Here is an 18013-nt window from a genome sequence, read left to right as displayed (position 1 = left end):
GATAACCGATAAAATAAAAGGTTAGTGCGATTAAGCCAGTTCCAAACCCCATCATTCCGTAATAACTCAGACCAATGCGATACCCTGATCCTGAAAATCCTAGAAAAGCGAAGGCGCTGAAATTGGTAGCAATTAGGGTAAAAAATAGGAGAATTGCTCCCATGTTACGGTCAGCTAAAAAATAATCATCAGGAGTGTTTTTTTGTTGGCGATAACCAACTAGACCTACCACAAGGGTTACTAATAAATACCCTGCCAGCACAACATAGGGAATAATCGAGTCTAGTGTCATATTTTTAACGGTCTTCCTTAGACGAAGTGTAAGCTATCAGCTATCACACCAATTAAAGTAGGGTGGGCAAAGTAATATAATCTAGAATACTCAAAAGAAGCAAACTGTTTTTGCCCACCCTACTAATTAAAGTAGGGTGGGCAAAGTAATATAATCTAGAATACTCAAAAGAAGCAAACTGTTTTTGCCCACCCTACAAGCTAGTGTCATATTTTTAACGGTCTTCCTTAGACGAAGTTTCCCAGAAATTTACCACAAATAGTAACAACGCGACTGCGAGGAGAATTTGTAAGGCAATAAAATAGAATACCCAGGGGGGAAGATGGAGCAAGGAGAAGGAAATGTCTTGCTGCCAAGACCAGAAATCTTGGGATAGCAGGAAAATTACCGTAAAGCAGAAAAACCAGAAAAATGAGGATTTTAAAATTGGCATCAGCACTTTAGCAAAGGGAGTAGGGAGTAGGGAGTAGGGAGTAGGGAGTAGGGAATATGGCATCAAAATTATCACAATTCCTACACGGATTGCTATTACTACTCGCGACTTCTGTGAGAGCTAGATTAATGTGAATGGTAAAAGAGAGTACTAACTAAGGTATGGTAAACAATAGTGTTTCCTACTGATCAACAATTATAGGTAAGCTAGTGTCCATTTAATTTGCCTATTTTCGTGAGCAGCGCTATGTGACAAGGTTTGTCATTACCTGTTCCCTGTTCCCTGTTCCCTGTTCCGAAGCGTGCAGCGCAATAAACATTAGACTACCATAAACGGCATGGCAAATTTCCCTCATCGACCGTTAGCCGTTGATTTATTTGCTGGTGCTGGTGGTTTCTCCCTAGGGATTGAGCAGGCGGGCTTTGATGTTGCCCTCGCCGTTGAACAAGACCCAATTCATGGGGCAGTGTATGCCTTCAATTCCCCTCAAACCAAGGTTTTATGTACCGACATTGCTACCCTGTCTGGTCAAGAAATTCAGAAAGCCCTGAGGGAGTGGGGGACTGAAAGGGAGCAAAACCAACACTGTACAGAGGTTTCATCGCAGGTTTCTACCATTGATCTAGTCATTGATCTGGTCATTGGTGGACCCCCTTGTCAGGGATTCTCGTTGATCGGTAAGCGTCAAGTAGATGATGTACGCAATAATTTAGTGTTTGAGTTCTGCCGTTTGGTCAAAGAACTCCAACCACGCTACTTTGTGATGGAGAATGTTCCAGGCTTAGCTCAGAACAAATACCAACACCTGTTCGAGCAGCTAATCAGTGAGTTTAAAGCAGCTGGGTACACTATAACTGAACCAGTACAGGTCTTGAATGCAGCAGATTTTGGTGTGCCACAAAAACGGCGGCGGTTGTTTTTACTCGGTTCTAGGCTTGGGGAAGCACCAGTGGCTTATCCTTCCTCAGAACTATCCTCTCACCAATGGGTAACTGTTAAGGATGCGATCGCAGACTTGCCTAACTTAGATGATTTTCCTGAACTCCAGAAAAGCGATTGTGTTGAACTAACACCAGAACAGCTAGACCTGCTCCAAGCTTTAGCCATGCCCTATGTAGAAAAGTTACGGGATTTGATCACCGATCCTGGTAACTTTGCCTATCCCCGCCAGTGGCATCCTCAACTATTGACCAGTTCCCTGCAAACCCACCACACCGAAGGCTCGATTGAGCGGTTTAGAAACACACCCATGGGCGAGGTAGAAACTACCAGTCGCTTACGACGCTTACACTGGGATAAACCTTGCCATACCCTCAGAGCAGGTACTGGTTATAAAAACGGTCGCTACACCTCTCCTCGCCCCATTCATCCTGATTACCCACGGGTGATCTCCGTGCGAGAGGCCGCTAGACTGCACTCATTTCCAGATTGGTTTCGCTTCCACGGGACCAAATGGCATGGATTTCGACAGGTGGGGAATGCTGTACCACCACGATTAGGACGGGTTTTGGGTAAACAAATTATGACAGCGTTGGCGGTTCAACCATCAGTGCCAACCACAACTATAAAGCTCTCAGATGCCAAACTATTAACCTTTAAACAGTTACAGGCATCTAAGTATTGGAATATAGTAGTATTTATTCCTTTTCTAATCTGCTGCTTCCCTTCTCCTGTCGTTCTCTTCTCATAGAAAAGATGCTGTATATAACGACCGTCAACCCTGATCGGCTACTAGTCTGCCATCGTTGTAACTCAGATCACAGCTTAAGCCCTATCCTATCACAACAAATCTTGATCTCGAATCACTACTAGGTAGGACTTTCTCTCACAGAAGATCTCTTCAAAATTGTCGATAGTTAAAATTACAGAGATTATGTGGAGCCCATGAAATCCTTTCAAGTCATCTTCCCCAAATTCCCGGTTAAGCAAATAGCTAAGCGTATTATTCATATGCGCCAAATTACCCGCATTGACCAACAGCTCTTTATGTCAGCTTTACTAGCCAAGGCATCACTTTCACTAGAAGAGCAAACCCTAGTCCAAGAGATTTATGACGGTTTGAACCGTGGATTGATTCGAGTAGTGGAATAAACTATATCACTTCTGATCATGAGCGTCAAACCAATCAATTCTAGGGGCGCTTCCCTTGCGCCCGAACCCTGTGCGCTCTTAAACCTGTGGTTGGCAGCAAGTGATATAATTTCCCGTTGAATACTTACACTTTGGGGAAAGCAAGGCAGAGGGCATAAGGCAGAGGGCAGAAGGCAGAAGTAAAGGAGTAAGGTTTAATCTCAGAAAGTTTTTTATCACTAATTATCCGGACATGATATCAAACAACCCCCAACCTTGAATTATATCATCTGAGGATAATTAGCCTTAATACAAATTTTTCCCATCAGCTGAGCAACCGAGCAACCGAGCACCCCATCTGCTAGTAAAGAGATTCAGTTGCTAGTGGTGCGTTAGGGGAGCGCTCATTTTCCGCCTCGTAGCCAGGGTTAGGTTGCTGCCCGTAACGCACCACTAGCTCAAACAGCTTACCTAGATCCAAAAGAGATCAGTGTTGATCTCAGTTTTTGTTATGATTAAAATTTGTGAGTTGATAGTTGCATTGAACTCTGGCTGATCGTTTCTTGTCAGCCAGGTGCAACTTTTCTTAAACCCTCTGGTAACTATTGGGTATAAATCCCTAAAAATATGTATCCAAATATACAATAATTTCCCCGATAATTCTCCTCATCTCCCGACTCCCGGTAAGCATATGCGCTACGCGCACGCTACTTGAGGTGCCGTCAGCTGTCAGCTGTCAGCCATTGGCCTTTGGCTGATAGCTGATGGCTGATGGCTGACGACTCCCGATTCCCTCCTCCCGATTCCCTCCTCCCGATTCCCTCCTCCCGAATGGCAATCAAGATGGGGCAATATCTGATCAACAGGAGTCCCCCTAAACGGTTGCGCAGTCAGAATAATTGTGCCATCCTTTGCTCTGACCCAGCCTTGGGCTTCGATAATCACTTTTTTTTCTTCGGGAGGTTGAGGCTGTATCACTGAAGGTTGCTGCTGTAATTGCTGTAATGATTGTTTCCTGCTGCTGCTGGGTAAGCCAGGACGAGTTCGCCACCTCACTGTTCTGTGGGCATTAATCACCGGATCTTCTGCACTAGCTGGTAAACCGCCTTTTCCGGTAATGATAAAGGAACTCCCGCCAGCAATCCGATTATTTTCAAAGCCACAAAGGTCATTGGCCAGGATCGCTTCTGCATCTACGGGGCTTGCTGGTAATTCCGTTAAGCCTGAGGTGGGGTCTACCTGGGAGATGTTGAGGATTACATCACCGTTGAAGGATGAGCCAAGGGTGGAGGTGGCGGTGATGTCATTGTCTGGAGTTAGACGGTCTCGAAACTCTAAACCAAAGATGCCTTGGGCATTAATCTCAACACTACCTCCTGGGCCAAATTCAGCATTGGCGGTGATGTCGCTATTTCCCAGACCGACTAAGGTTTCAGTATCAATGGTGATATTGCCCCCAGTTACATTCTGGGCGTCAGTTCTAATCTTGCTTTCGTTGAGGAGTCGGATGTTACGGGAAAATAGAGTAATATTGCCTTTGTCTCCTCCTGCTGTTTCTGCTGCGATGATTCCATTGTTGTTAAGGAAGATAGAGTTGGCATTAATCTTTACCTCCCCTGCTGAATTCTCCTGTTCAAAGCTTCTAGCACTAACCGGTCCATCAGAGACAATTAACTGCCCAGTGGTAATATTCAACAACTTTCCGGCATTTCCTGTTCCTTGAGCTTGAGTAAACAAGCCACTGACAAACCGACCATCGGCTGATGTTCCAATGAGTTGAACCTTTTCGGAAGCATTCACTATCAAATTTCCACCGTCCCCTTCACCAAAAGTCCTAGCTGCAACTTGTGCTCCATCAGAGACCATTAACTGCCCAGTGGTAATCTTCAACTCTCCCGCATTTCCTGTTGCTTCCCGATTAGCTTGAGTAAACAAGCCGCTGGGAAACAGACTATCCACTGAGGTACCAATCAGTTGAACCTTTGAGTCGGCATCAACAGTCAAATTTCCCCCGTCCCCTTCACCAAAAGTGCTAGCTGAAACAATTGCTCCATCTTTGACAATTAACTGCCCAGTAGCAATATTCACATCTCCCGAATTTCCTGTCCCAAAAGTTTGAGCAAACAAGCCATTGGGAAACCGACCATCGGCTGAGGTACCAATCAGTTGAACCTTTGAGTCGGCATCCACAGTCAAATCTCCCCCGTCCCCTTCACCAAAAGTCCTAGCTGAAACAATTGCTCCATCAGAGACCATTAACTGACCAGTGGTAATACTCAAATCTCCCCCATTTCCTGTTGCTCCTGGAAAAACTCGGGCTCCCAAGAGGCTGAAATTACCATCAGCCGATACACCAATTACTCGAACAGATTCAGTGGCATTCACTATCAAATCTCCCCCCTGTCCTGAGCCCAATACATCTGTAGTTATCCTAGAACCACCCTCAAGGCTGAGGTGAGAAGCCTTAACAACTATGCGACCGCCACTTCCACTGCCGTTGGTTCTCGCAAAAACAAAAGAGCGATCGCGTAAAGTCACATTAGCCCCTTGCACCTGGATACTCCCACCACCTTCCCCACTGGTAATGACTATAGCCCTCTCAGACAAACTAATATCCTGAAACTCTTGAACTCCTGAATAATCCAACACAAAACTAGTATCTTTTGGGGTCAAGTTCACTACACTATTAGAACCAACACTCCCCAGCTCAATGCGTCCATCGGTTGCTGTTAAATTACCACCAGGAATATTAATGTCACCACCAATTAGCCCTAAGGTTTGACCATTTGGTACCTGAAACAGACTAGATTGATTAGTAATACTCCCGGGATTAGAACCATATTGCAACCCAGAGGGAATATTAATCGTCAACAACGGTTTACCATTCGGATTTTTAGCACTGAATACTGTGCCATCTTCAAACAACACACTATCAGCAGTACTCCCAAAAAATGAACCTCCAATATCCAGTATGCTATTGGGACCAAAGACAATACCGTTGGGATTGATCAAAAATAAATTAGCATTGCCCAACACTCCTAGAGTCCCCAAAATATTGGAAACATTACCTCCCGTTACCCGACTGAGGATGTTCTCAATTCCTGCTGGATTCGCAAAATAAACTCGTCCAAACTCGGCCACATTAAAATCTTGAAAGCTGTGGAATAGATTGCTTTCTCTAATCGCCCCACCTTCAATTAAATCTGCTAGGTTCCCGTTAACATCAACATTGGGCGTTACTACAGACCGTTCATTACCGACGGTATTATCTGGGGTGATTTGCCCTAATGCCGTAGTTGCAGCTAATAGAGAACACAGAACAAAGGGACTTGCTGCCACAAGTCGGTCAATCCGAGGTTTCATGTTTATCAATCAAAATGCTCCCGATTTCTCGGATTATTTCATAAAGTTGGAGTTAAGGTTTACTGATTTAACAATTATTTAAAAAGACAATAAAAATTAATAAAAATATAGCAAAGGAAACAGGGAATAAAAATTATCACAATTCCTAAACGGATTGCTATGGCGTTTTTCATAACTATAAGGTACACAGGATTTTTTCCCTGTTCCCTGCTCCCTGCTCCCTGCTCCCTGCTCCCTAAAAACCCAGAAATTTGTAAAAAATAAAGTCGCAAACCGCTATATGTAACCATTTAGCTGAGAAAAAAAATGCGATTGACCTTTGGTCACGCTAAAAGCGATCGCTAATCTAACTAGCGATCGCTAACAGTCTTGGGATGACACTTTTGTGTTAGACAAATACATCAAGTGCCTGCTCAGCAGCATCGAGATTGCCGAATACAGTCAGATTATCCTCGCCGCCAAGGATGGCTACTACGGCTTCTTGACCACTAACTGTTTCGCGACCGAAACTAATATTGCCCAAGAATTCATCAGCGAAATCAAAGGCATCCCCTGCCTCAAAGTCAGTGATTTGGTCAAAGTCCTGGAGACCGTCTTGGAAGATTTCACTGCCGAAGGCGAAGATGTCTGCACCTGAATTGCCAGTTAACAAGTCATTGCCAACCCCTCCGTTCAAGACATCATTAGCGCTACCACCAATCAGAGTATCATTGCCCTCATTACCGAAAACAGTACCGTTAACAGTGCCTGCGATCCCATCATAGGTATCATCACCACCACTGAGTAGAACATCGCCGTTGATAGTGCCTTGGTTAACAATAGTTACGTCACCCTCAGCATCCTGAACATCAATACCCACCTGAGGGCTGCCTGCAACAACACCACCGTTGATAGTGCCCCTATTAATGATTTCGCCGTTGAGTTCGACTCCGTCCTCAATCAGCAGTGCCGCATCAGTTTCTGAGGTCAAGGTGCCTTCATTGACAATATCACCATTGAAGACTGAGAGGTCAGTATTAGTACCCTGTCTGAGGCGAACAGCAGTAGCTCGGTTGTTACCCACCGGCACACCACGTCCGATCACCGTACCCCGATTAATCACACTACCTGTGACATCAGCACCGAGTTGTAGAGAAATGGCATCCCCATCATTGCCTTCACCCACATCGATCAGACCACTACTTTCGTTGACAATCGAGTAGGAAAGCGCACTCTGGTCAGTGTAAACCACACCATCCCGGGGACTGGCAGAGCTGAGAATCTGACCGAAGTTTTGAAGGCTAATATCTTGACCACCGATATTTACGGCACGACTAGCACTAGTGATAGTACCGAAATTTTGCAGCGCGCCAGAAGAGGTACCGCCATTGGCAAAGCTGACGCCGTTGAAAGCACCATCAATCGTACCGTTGTTAACGATGGTACCATTGAGTTCTACTCCCGACTCAATCAGGATACCACTATCAGTTTCTGAGATCAAAGTGCCTTCATTGACAATATCACCATTGAAGACTGAGACATCCGCTCCTCCGATGTCAGTACCCTGTCTGAGGCGAATCGCAGTAGCTTGGTTGTTACCCACCGGCACACCACGTCCGGTCACCGTACCTTGATTAACCACACTGCCTGTGACATTAGCACCGAGTTGTAGAGAAATGGCATCTCCATCATTCCCCTCACCCACATCAATTACAGCATCAGGACCATTGAAAATATCATAGGATGTAGCGGTCTGGTCAGCGTAAACGACACCATCCCTCGGACTGGCAGAGGAGATAATCTGGGCTAAGTTATCAACCTTGATGTTCTGACCACCGATGTTGACGGGACGACTATCACTGGTAATCAAGCCTTGGTTGGTTAATGTGCCAGAAGAAACACCACCATTAACGAAGTTGACACCATTGAAGCTACCATCAATTGTGCCTGTTTCTGCGTTAAAGATGCTGGCATTAGTGCCAGTGATATCAACAGCACTACCATCAACATCCAATGTACCGAATACGGTTAAAGAATCCCCTACTCCGGGTAGTATTACTGGCTCGGTTAGAGTTTCTCCAGTGGGAATAAAAGTGTTTGACATGAAAGTTCCTCCGAATGCAAGTGAATTAAGTTGAGAGTGGAAGTAAACACTGGTCTACCGGCAATAGACCAGTGTAATGTTTTTAACCTCAGGCAAACATTGACCCTTAGGCAAAAACCATAGGTTTTAACAGGGCATTAGCGCTTTTGTCTAGTCGCTAAGGTGTCTATATTTCTACAATGGCATTCGGATCAGAGCCTAATGTCTCAGTTTTTGTATCAGTTTTTTAGCTCAGTTATTTTAACTAGGTTTAGTTGTATAATTTTTTTCATACTTAGCCCAGGGTGAGCTTATATTTTTCTCAGACTAATCTCAGGTTGAGCCATCAACCGATGAAATTAATCCTATTCAGAGGCGCTATATAGCATAAGTTGGAATAATAGTTGTCTCAGTTTTTGTCTCAGTTGTCTCAGTTTTGCTTTTTTTCTCAGTTTTGCTTCAGTTTTGCTTCATTTATAAAGTAATTCCTATCACATTTGGCTTAACAAGCGTGTTATTCTCCCATCACCCCATTAACCTACAGTCTTAATTTCAATCATTTAGCCTATCTACTTTAGTGATAGTGCTTAATTTTCGGCTGTTACCCCGGATCGGGTAATCAGTTAACGAAGGTGTGATCTGGTTTATAGGTTTTATAAATCAGATGTAAACATAGGAGGTCTTTTTTTATTCTCCAATAAAACTCCGGATATCTTTCCCCTCTTGCCTTTTACCTCTTACATGCATGCCTTTTCCGGCAATAATTTTGTTTACAACCAAGATATAAACCCGCTGATCGGTTGTTAAACAATTTGTAAGCATATGCGCTACGCGCACGCTACGTGAACAGCCGTCAGCCGTGAGCTTTTAGCTCACGCTACTTGAGGTGCCGTCTGCTTTGTGGCACAGGCTAGAAACCTGTGACGTAGCTCATAAGCTGAATGCTGATAGCTGAATGCTGATATCTGAATGCTGATATCTGAATGCTGATATCTGAATGCTGATATCTGAATGCTGATAGCTGAATGCTGATAGCTGAATGCTAATAGCTGAATGCTTACGGTTAGTCAGCTAGACACCGCTCCACTCACAGCTAGGGAGAGTTGGTTTGGTGAAGACCAAGCTTTTATTGTGGTGCATTGCAACCACAACGTTTTCTGATGGCTGCTTCTACTTAATCGGTGATCAAGGTCAGCAATTGGAATTCAGTGATGAGGATAGCTCAAAGTTATGTCTATTTTTATGATCGGCACCCAACGCTCAGGCTCTAATTTATTGCGCCTGATGTTGAATCAGATTGGTGATCTCGCTGCTCCCCACTCCCCTCACATATTGCAGCGGATGATGCCATTACTACCTAGCTATGGGGATTTGAGTCAAACGGACACCTTTACCCTCTTAGTCAATGATGTGTGTCGTTTAGTGGAACTCAATCCCGTTCCTTGGGAGGGTGTGAATTTAGATACAAAGGAAGTCATTTCCCTTTGCCGAGAGCGGTCTTTGGTGGCGATATTTGCCTCTGTTTACGATATTATGGCACAAACTTGGGGAGCACAGCAATGGTGTTGCAAAAGTTTAGCCAACGTTTACTACCTGCCAGAGATTACCGCTTACTTGGAAAACGCTAAATTTATCTATTTGTACCGGGATGGTCGAGATGTGGCGGTTTCTTTTAAAAAGGCAGTGGTTGGGGAAAAGCACTTCTACCATATTGCTCAAGAATGGGCAAAAGCCCAGGGTTTAGCACTCCAGATGCGCTCTCGCCTAAGTCCCGAGAGGTTTTTCAGTATCAGTTATGAAACCCTAATCAGCTCTCCTGAGACTACCCTGCAGGATCTGTGTAATTTTCTTGGCGTCCACTATACTCCTGAGATTCTGGATTTCCATCAATCCCAGGAAGCCTCGAATGCTGCCACTTCTAGCTCCCTATGGAGTAATGTCACGCAACCTGTAATTAAGCAAAACACTAAGAAGTTTCTCCAGGAAGCTACGGATGAGGAAATCCTGATTTTTGAATTGGTGGCGGGAGATGTACTTGATGCTCTCGGTTACGAACGGGTTGGAATTCTTAAAGGCAAAGAAATCAAATTCAGCAGCAGTGCGATCGCTAAATTTAATGCGATTAACCAAAGCTTAAAAGCAGAGGCACGCCAAACGATGGATCCTGAGGACTTAAAGCGACGGGATCGCCAAGCCACTCTGCTCAAAGAGATTAAAGCACGTCAGACCGTAGTGGCTTAAAGAACTGACTATGTTAAAAAAACTGCATGTAAACTCGGCAAATTCCGAGTCGGTATCCCTTTGGTTTCTGTTCTGGAACTTTTTCAAGATCGGAAGTACAGCCTTTGGCGGTTTCATGGCTCTGATTTCCGTGGTGGAGAATCGGATGGTGCGGCGGAACAAACTCCTCACCCATGAAGATATGCTAGACAGCATTTCCTTAGCCACTGTTTTACCTGGTCCAGTTGCTGCTAATGTAGTAGCCTATGTGGGCTATCGCTTGGGGAGGACTAATGGGGCTGTAGTCAGTGCCATCGGTGTGTTGCTCCCTTCTTTTATTCTGGTAATTGGTCTAACCATTGCTTATCTCCAGGCCGGGGAAATTCCAGCACTTCAAAAAGCCTTTGCGGGATTTATTCCTGCGGTGGCGGCGATTATCTTGAGTGCCGCCAGGCGCATGAGCAAAAAAGCGATCAAAGGCTGGCGGGAACTACTGATTGCTTTAATAGCGGCAGTCCTACTCAAGGTAGTAGGAGGATTCTACATTACTGTGCTAGTGGTGGTGGGTTCTGGATTGCTAGGATGGTTTTGGTTACGTGACACTAAGCAGTCGGGACAGGAGAGTTCTCAAGCTCAACCGATTCAGGAGTCAATTGAGGGGATTTCCTGGCTGAAGCTCTCAGTCACCTTCGTGATCCTCCTGAGTTTTCTGTTGCTTTCTCTGATTCCCCTACCCTTTTTGGGGGAAACCAGCCTCGGGAAACTATTCGTGACATTTTCCGGAATGAGCCTGATGCTATTTGGTGGAGGCTACGTGTTCATTCCCCTGATTCAAGAAGTGGTAGTGAATACTTATGGTTGGGTGACTCAGACAGAATTTGCTAATGCGATCGCAATCGGGCAAATTACTCCTGGACCAATTCTGATCAGCGCTGCCTTCATCGGTTATGTGGTGAAAGGGATTTCGGGAGCAATAGTAGCAACAGTAGGGATTTTCTTACCACCAGGACTGCTGATGGTAACCTGTTCCCACTTATTGAAACATATCAAAGAATCTACAGTCATTCAGGCGGCGCTCACAGGAATTCGTCCTGCCGTGATTGGCATGATCATTACCGCTGCTATTGTAGTAGCTGGGAGTGCTGAATTTCATGTTGGCAGCCTGGTGATCTTTGCCGCAGCCTTAGTTGCCATGTGGCGGTTCCGCGTGAAGGTGCTGTTGATTATCCCGATTGCTGGAATTTTCGGCTTAGTACTTTACTCAATCTAGAATGGGTTGCTATAGCAAAGGGAACAGCGGATCACCGGAACAGGGAACAGCGGATCACCTCCCTTAAAAATCTTTAAGACCCTGTAGGGTGGGCAAGAGGTGATCACAGATAAGCTGTACTGAAAACTCTAGGACTTTTGCCCACCAAAAAGCCAAGCTACCCACAGTTAATCCTGGTGGGCAAGGTGATTCGTCAACCCAACCGCTCCCATTGATTTCCCCTTGCCCACCCTACAAAACTCCCTACTCCCTACTCCCTACTCCCTACTCCCTACTCCCTACTCCCTGTTCCCTGTTCCCAGAATTCCTAAACGGATCCCTATTAGCATCCCAACTTTTTAGCCTCAAGGTTTCAATCAGCTTATCCAGGGAGCCATAATCCTCTGCCGGTAAAAACTTATCTATGTTAGCAGCTGCCAGGGCTGGATGGTTCGGCGGGATATTTAGAAGCGCTTCGGTCACTGCTGCGACTAATTGCGGGTCAGTACCCTTAACCGCAGCAATCGGCCACTCGGGATAGAGCTCGGTGGTATGAGTATAGAAGAATTCGTCCTTAGCCGACTCTAGGATTCTCAGCTGTTCCAGGTTTTCCAGCAAGCCTTGGTTGACCATCTTTTCTAATTGACATGTACGGATAAACCCAACATCAATTTTGCCGTTGACTACATCAAGCACGATCTGGTCTTGTGATTTGTTTTCCACAAAACTGCTGAAGTCCAGGAACGGGTCAATACCATGTTGAAGCAGATGATAGATTTGGAAAATGCAGCCAGCCGCCGCCGTTTGAAAAGCCACGCAGGCTGCCTTCTTACCCCGCAGATCCTTCAGCTTGTAGATATTGCTATCGCTTCTGACGATGATCAGACCACCAAATTTTGTACCCACCTGAGGTCGAGAGTGGGTAAGTAGAAACTCCGTATCGTAGAGCCGACGGATTTGCACAGCTGCCAGAGGATTGTTGGTGGTAAAGTGCAAATTACCTTGGGCTACTTCAATGAATTGACTTTCTTGGGTAACAGGTACTAAGGAGAAAGGGCGATTAATCACCCCAGAGAGGTAGTTTAGGAGTGGCTGATACCGTTGTTTGACAGAATCCACGCTATCAATGATAAGCACACCCACCCGGACAGTATTGTCCGACACTTGTTGATGGGAAGTATCAACGGGTATCACTGATGGGTTTGCAGAATTTTTATTCTCGCAGGCGGTAAGCCCTAGGATAATAGCAATAGATACACCAGTCAACAGATGAATTATTGTCTGTTGATAACTTATTGAGTTAACTATATTTTTAACCATCAAAACCGATTAAATTCTTTAATAAAAATAATCATAAAAATAATTTAAACTAGATATTATTTTTTTCTTGACAAGAGTTATTTCACCTGATGGATACTTTGATAAAGTTTCGATAAAGTTTTAGACATACCCTAGCCAGCCTTAGTTTTTACTGTCAGCAGTTACGAGTATACACAAGACTGCCGAAAAAATATACCTGTAGAGTTAGCCATGACTATAGCGCTTTTTATCCTCATGAGGTACACATATTTTTTTACCTCTTCCCTCTTCCCTCTTCCGAAGTCCCTGCTCCCTGCTCCGAAGTCCCTAAAACCTTAGGTGCGCTTGACCTTGCGAATTAAATTCGCCAAGGTCAAGCGCACCTCAAAAACTTGTACCTTACTAGATTAAAACCGACTATACATACATAACTACTCCCAGTAGCGTATATAGCGTTTCTTATAGCTATGAGGTACACAGGATTGTTTCCCACTCCCTTTTCCCACTTCCCATATCCGCTGCTCCCTGCTCCGAATTTCCTGCTCCCTAAAACCTAGGAATTTGTACCTCACTCGTCCTGATAATTGCGCTAATCAGTAAATTAGCGTAACTCTTAAGACACAAAATTCAGTTAATTGACTGAGATAACTTCCTCGATAAATATGGTTAGATTAAAAACTGAAGTAAATCTATAAATTCTAAATAGGTTGTGAACGATCACGGGGTCAAAATTCCAGCACTACCAATAATTAGGGGTTTCTGGATTTTCACAAATCGTTTATAAACGCTATAGCTATCCTTCTAGGAAAAATAGTCACGGTCATATGCATTGTTCAAAAGACTTAGCCTGGGAATTACCAGTCATACCTCAAGGGATAACCCAAGATGGACAACAGCACTACCATGAACAATCAAGTCAACCCACCGATTCCAACAATTCCCAACCACAAAGGAAAAGTAATGATCTGCGCACTCAATTATTGAAGACCATTCTCCCAGCGGTTTTAACCCCTCTAGGTCTGGCTGGACTATTCAGCTACAGTGCTATTTCCCGCAGCTCCCAACAGCAAGCTGAGCAACTATTAGAGGGTGAAACCCTAGTTGCGGGCAGAGTTTTCTATATATTTTTGGAGGAAGCAAAAAGAATACCTTCTACATTGGCGGCTAGCCCTCTAGTAGTTGAGGCGGCTAGCACTGCAACAAAAGTTTCTCAAGATCAAAACCTTTCCAAATTACCCTACTACGAGGTTGAAGAGTCTTTCTCCGCTACCAGGTTAATCCAGCCAAATGAAACTCTCAAGTATTACTTACGTAAAACTACAGAACTTTATGAGTTTGCCGAGATATCTTTCACCGAAAAGCACGGGTTTAATGTAGCTTACAACAGTCTTACTACTGACTTTGTCCAACGGGATGAAGCCTGGTGGCAAGAGGCAAAAGATGATCCCAGTCAGCAGGTGATTAACACGAAATTTGATGACACTGACGATAGGTTCGTGATTGAGTTCAGCAAAGCGATCACAGACCCAGCAACTGATGAATTCCTAGGGGTTGTTAGAGGAGTTTTGCCTGCCTCGGTTTTCAGCAGCATATTGAAAAACCTGCTGAAGGATTTGGAAATTGGGGATTCTCAATCTATGCAGCTACTAGCCCTGAAAAAAGACGACACTGTGGCTGTTGTTGATACCATCTACCAAGGGAAGAGTAAAGACCAGCCACAGAAACTGCTCGGGGCAAAGGATCAAGCACTTGTACAGAACCTAAAAATTTTGCTCAAAGCTTTTGAAACTGGGCAAACAGTGCAGCAGAAGGGACTGACGATAAAATCAGCTAATTCAGAACTTTTCCCAAACTTAAAGCTGGCCACCTTTGATCATAATAGCAGGCACTATATATTGGTTGCAGTTCCTGATAGCAATTGGACTGTGGCCGTCTCGATCAAACTTAGTGAACTCAGAGCAGCGGGTAGAAAAGCGGCAATAGGCTTTGCTAGTTTGTTCGTGGTACTGGGCATTATTATTACCTTGGTAGTCAGAGCTTTATCCGATCAGTTAGCAAAACCCTTGGGTCAGTTGGCTAATACTGCCAAAGCGGTGATTGCAGGCAACCTGAACGTTCAGGCGGAGCTTGTTGGTGCTACCGAGACGCAGCTACTGGCTCAAGTCTTTAATAACCTGGTGACACGGGTCAAAGGTCGATTACAGGACCAAGAACAAGAAACTGAACAGGCGCGGACACTAGTGCTAGTCAGCAACCAGCTTCAGCAATCCTTAAACTTCGACAATATCCTACAAACTTCCGTTTATGGGGTACACCTTGCCCTCAACACAGACCGTGTATTTATCTATCGCTTTAATCCTGACTTCAAAAGCGGGATAATTGCAGCGGAGATCGTAAATTCTGGTTTTGTTAAAGCCCTAGGGCAAACTATTTACGAACCAATCACGACCGGGGAAATTACAAAGTTTAAGTTGGAGAAGCTTGTTAGTGTCGAGAACCTTCAACAAGCTACTCTAACTGGTGCTCCTGGGCAGTTCCTTCAACGCCTTGGTGTCGTAGCCAGCCTGGTTGCGCCAATTATAGTTGGGGGTAAACTTTTCGGCTTGTTGTATGCGAATGATTGCTCAAAACCCCACCCTTGGCAGGAGTCAGAACGTGAGTTAATGCAGCAGTTAACTAGACAAATTGGTGATGCCCTTACCCAAGCCCTGCTCCTGGAACAGCAGCAAGCCACGGTGGACATTTCCCAAAGGTTAAATGAGATTACTGCTAGCATGCTTAAATCCTTAGAACGGGAAAAGATTTTCGCGGCTACGGTGGTGGGAATTAAAAGAGCGCTCTCGTGCGATCGCACAATCATTTACCTCCTCGAACAGAATCATAAAGGGTCAATGGTTGGCCTTTCAGTAACTCTGGATGGGTCTGTTACCCCACAAACACAGAAAGAAGAGTTGGATTTTGCCCTAGAGGATGTTGATCACTACCAGTCACGTCAGGTTCTAGCCATTGATAATCTTGAGGGTGAGTTGACCCAGTACCAGCAGTCCCAAGTAGAGAGGCTTGGCCAAACTTCTCTACTGCTTGGAGCTAAGGCCAGTTTAGTGGCACCGATTTTGGTGGCAGAGAACTTGATTGGCTTTCTGGCTGCCCATCAATGTTCACAGCCAAGAGCTTGGCAGGAAACGGATATCAAGGTTTTCACTCAGGTGGCGATTCAATTGGGCTTTGCTCTAGAGCAGGCTAATCTCCTCGAAAAGAGGGAAAGAATTTCTCAAGAGCAAAGACAGGAAAAAGAAGCACTCCAGAAGCAACTGCTGGTACTGCTTGAAAATTTGCAAGGGGCAGCACAAGGAGATCTGACAGTGCGCTCTGACGGGACTTTGGATGAGATTGGTAAAGTTGCTGATTGTTTTAACACAATTATTGAGAATTTGCAAACTCTCGTAACCCAGGTCAACAACTCAGCGGTTGAAGTCAATACCTTACTAGGAAACAACGAGGTGGTAGTCGGTCAACTAGCAGAAGATGCTCTTAAGCAGGCTTCAGAAACCACTCACACCCTGGATTCAGTAGAGCAAATCACCGATTCGATTCAAGCAGTGGCTGAGAATGCTGATCAGGCGGCGAGAGTAGTTGATGGAGTTACAACCACTGTTGAAGCTAGCAGCACTGCTATTAACCTAACTCAGGAGAGTATGCTGGAATTGCGAGACACGATTGGGGAAACGACCTCAAAAGTGAAGCAGCTAGGTAAATCTTCCGAAAAGATTGCTAAGGTGGTTGCCAAGAGCAACATGCTCTTGGTTCAAACCAATGTTTTGGCTATTAACGCTGAGATTGAGGCTGGGCGGTCTGGTAATGGGATTCAGGGTTTTGTCGTGATTGCCAAAGAAGTAAATCAGCTTAGCAACCAATTGATCAAAGCTACCCAGGAAATTCACAAAATAGTAGATGATATCGACCTAGAAATGTCTCAATTAGTGAAGGTAATGGAACAGAGCACTGCTGTGGTGGAGAAGGGCACAAGTCGAGTTGAGGAAGCTAAGCAGAATCTGAAACAGCTGATGGAAGCTTCGTGCCAGATCGAGCAGCTAGTAGCAGCCATTTCCCAGGGGAGTGTTTCCCAAACCGAAACCACTCAGAACGTGGCTATGTTGATCAAAGAGATGGCTCAATTCTCGGAACGCACCGTTGATTCCTCTAGGCAAATTTCAAGTTCCTTAACCTCAACCGTAGCCGTAGCTCAGGAATTGCAGGAGTCGGTTAGTGGTTTTAAAGATTTTTGATAACACCAGCTATCAGCCGTCAGCTGTCAGCTGTCAGCCGTTGGCCGTAGGCCACGCTACTTGAGGTGCTGTCAGCCTTCAGCTGTCAGCCGTTGGCCGTAGGCCACGCTACGCAAACAGCTTTGTGGCACAGGCTTTGACGCTGTGACTTAACTCAAATTAAACTAATACTTACGTATTTTATTCTTAACGGTTTCCTCCTCAACCGTGCCCATAAGCTGATAGCTGATAGCTGATAGCTGATAGCTGATAGCTGATAGCTGATAGCTGATAGCTGATAGCTGATAGCTGATAGCTGATAGCTGATAGCACCTCAAGTAGCGTGCCCATAAGCTGATAGCTGATAGCTGATAGCTGATAGCTGATAGCTGATAGCTGATAGCTGATAGCTGATAGCTGATAGCTGATAGCTGATAGCTGATAGCTGATAGCTGATAGCTGATAGCTGATAGCTGATAGCTGATAGCTGATAGCTGATAGCTGATAGCACCTCAAGTAGCGTGCCCATAAGCTGATAGCTGATAGCTGATAGCTGATAGCTGATAGCTGATAGCTGATAGCTGATAGCTGATAGCTGATAGCTGAATGCTTACATTAAATTATATTAACTGTGTTCAAAAAACTTAAAGTTCCTCAAACCCTTGCTGTTCTAGGATCCGAAGTTACCTGTGCCCTTGTCTGAGGTGATTATCTCAATTGTCTCAGATTGACTTCATGGTTATCTCAGAGTTTGGCATAA

9 protein-coding genes and 1 pseudogene are annotated in these 18013 nt (G+C 44.9%); 5 read left to right on the top strand and 5 right to left on the bottom strand.

Going from position 1 to position 18013, the window contains the following annotated elements; all coding sequences use genetic code 11:
- Both LYNGBM3L_RS25475 and LYNGBM3L_RS25470 read right to left on the bottom strand, forming a co-directional pair.
- A pseudogene (locus LYNGBM3L_RS25475) lies at nucleotides 1-292 on the bottom strand (sodium:solute symporter family protein); the annotation flags it as partial.
- Nucleotides 293-506: 214 nt separating this feature from the next.
- Nucleotides 507-800 (bottom strand): hypothetical protein, encoded by a 294-nt coding sequence (locus LYNGBM3L_RS25470; RefSeq protein WP_229414710.1) that lies wholly within the window; start codon nucleotides 798-800, stop codon nucleotides 507-509.
- Between the two features lie 262 nt (nucleotides 801-1062).
- Here LYNGBM3L_RS25470 and LYNGBM3L_RS25465 point away from each other — a divergent pair, with 262 nt between their 5' ends.
- Nucleotides 1063-2415, top strand: coding sequence for a DNA cytosine methyltransferase (locus LYNGBM3L_RS25465; RefSeq protein ID WP_008188218.1), 1353 nt, complete (start codon nucleotides 1063-1065; stop codon nucleotides 2413-2415).
- A gap of 194 nt (nucleotides 2416-2609) precedes the next feature.
- Nucleotides 2610-2816, top strand: coding sequence for a hypothetical protein (locus tag LYNGBM3L_RS25460; protein WP_008188216.1), 207 nt, complete (start codon nucleotides 2610-2612; stop codon nucleotides 2814-2816).
- Between the two features lie 708 nt (nucleotides 2817-3524).
- On the opposite strand, the gene LYNGBM3L_RS25455 is transcribed toward LYNGBM3L_RS25460, so the two are convergent.
- The gene (locus LYNGBM3L_RS25455; RefSeq protein WP_008188214.1) at nucleotides 3525-6158 is read right to left on the bottom strand and encodes a beta strand repeat-containing protein; all 2634 of its coding nucleotides are present in this window, start codon (nucleotides 6156-6158) and stop codon (nucleotides 3525-3527) included.
- Between the two features lie 388 nt (nucleotides 6159-6546).
- A complete protein-coding gene (locus LYNGBM3L_RS48965) occupies nucleotides 6547-8241 on the bottom strand; it encodes a beta strand repeat-containing protein (protein ID WP_008188212.1) in 1695 nt (564 codons plus the stop codon).
- 1209 nt (nucleotides 8242-9450) lie between these two features.
- On the opposite strand from LYNGBM3L_RS48965, the gene LYNGBM3L_RS25445 reads away from it, so the two are divergent.
- Together LYNGBM3L_RS25445 and chrA are read left to right on the top strand one after the other, a co-directional pair.
- A complete protein-coding gene (locus tag LYNGBM3L_RS25445) occupies nucleotides 9451-10461 on the top strand; it encodes a sulfotransferase family protein (protein ID WP_044494777.1) in 1011 nt (336 codons plus the stop codon).
- 10 nt (nucleotides 10462-10471) lie between these two features.
- Complete coding sequence (gene chrA, locus LYNGBM3L_RS25440; protein WP_008188210.1) at nucleotides 10472-11710, top strand: chromate efflux transporter; 1239 nt, start codon at nucleotides 10472-10474, stop codon at nucleotides 11708-11710.
- Nucleotides 11711-11974: 264 nt separating this feature from the next.
- On the opposite strand, the gene LYNGBM3L_RS25435 is transcribed toward chrA, so the two are convergent.
- Nucleotides 11975-13009: a phosphate/phosphite/phosphonate ABC transporter substrate-binding protein gene (locus tag LYNGBM3L_RS25435; RefSeq protein WP_008188209.1), complete on the bottom strand. Its 1035-nt coding sequence runs from the start codon at nucleotides 13007-13009 to the stop codon at nucleotides 11975-11977.
- Nucleotides 13010-13812: 803 nt separating this feature from the next.
- On the opposite strand from LYNGBM3L_RS25435, the gene LYNGBM3L_RS25430 reads away from it, so the two are divergent.
- Complete coding sequence (locus LYNGBM3L_RS25430) at nucleotides 13813-17274, top strand: GAF domain-containing protein (RefSeq protein WP_008188208.1); 3462 nt, start codon at nucleotides 13813-13815, stop codon at nucleotides 17272-17274.
- Nucleotides 17275-18013 lie beyond the last annotated feature (739 nt).

Source organism: Moorena producens 3L, assembly GCF_000211815.1.
Taxonomy (GTDB): Bacteria; Cyanobacteriota; Cyanobacteriia; order Cyanobacteriales; family Coleofasciculaceae; genus Moorena; species Moorena producens.
This window is presented reverse-complemented; position numbering and strand designations above follow the sequence as displayed.

Bases quoted from the DNA above. Each gene is read 5' to 3' on its own strand.
- LYNGBM3L_RS25465 (WP_008188218.1), top strand. From the start codon at position 1,063: ATGGCAAATTTCCCTCATCGACCGTTAGCCGTTGATTTATTTGCTGGT.
- LYNGBM3L_RS25460 (WP_008188216.1), top strand. From the start codon at position 2,610: ATGAAATCCTTTCAAGTCATCTTCCCCAAATTCCCGGTTAAGCAAATA.
- LYNGBM3L_RS25455 (WP_008188214.1), bottom strand. From the start codon at position 6,158: ATGAAACCTCGGATTGACCGACTTGTGGCAGCAAGTCCCTTTGTTCTG.
- LYNGBM3L_RS48965 (WP_008188212.1), bottom strand. From the start codon at position 8,241: ATGTCAAACACTTTTATTCCCACTGGAGAAACTCTAACCGAGCCAGTA.
- LYNGBM3L_RS25445 (WP_044494777.1), top strand. From the start codon at position 9,451: ATGTCTATTTTTATGATCGGCACCCAACGCTCAGGCTCTAATTTATTG.
- chrA (WP_008188210.1), top strand. From the start codon at position 10,472: ATGTTAAAAAAACTGCATGTAAACTCGGCAAATTCCGAGTCGGTATCC.
- LYNGBM3L_RS25435 (WP_008188209.1), bottom strand. From the start codon at position 13,009: ATGGTTAAAAATATAGTTAACTCAATAAGTTATCAACAGACAATAATT.
- LYNGBM3L_RS25430 (WP_008188208.1), top strand. From the start codon at position 13,813: ATGCATTGTTCAAAAGACTTAGCCTGGGAATTACCAGTCATACCTCAA.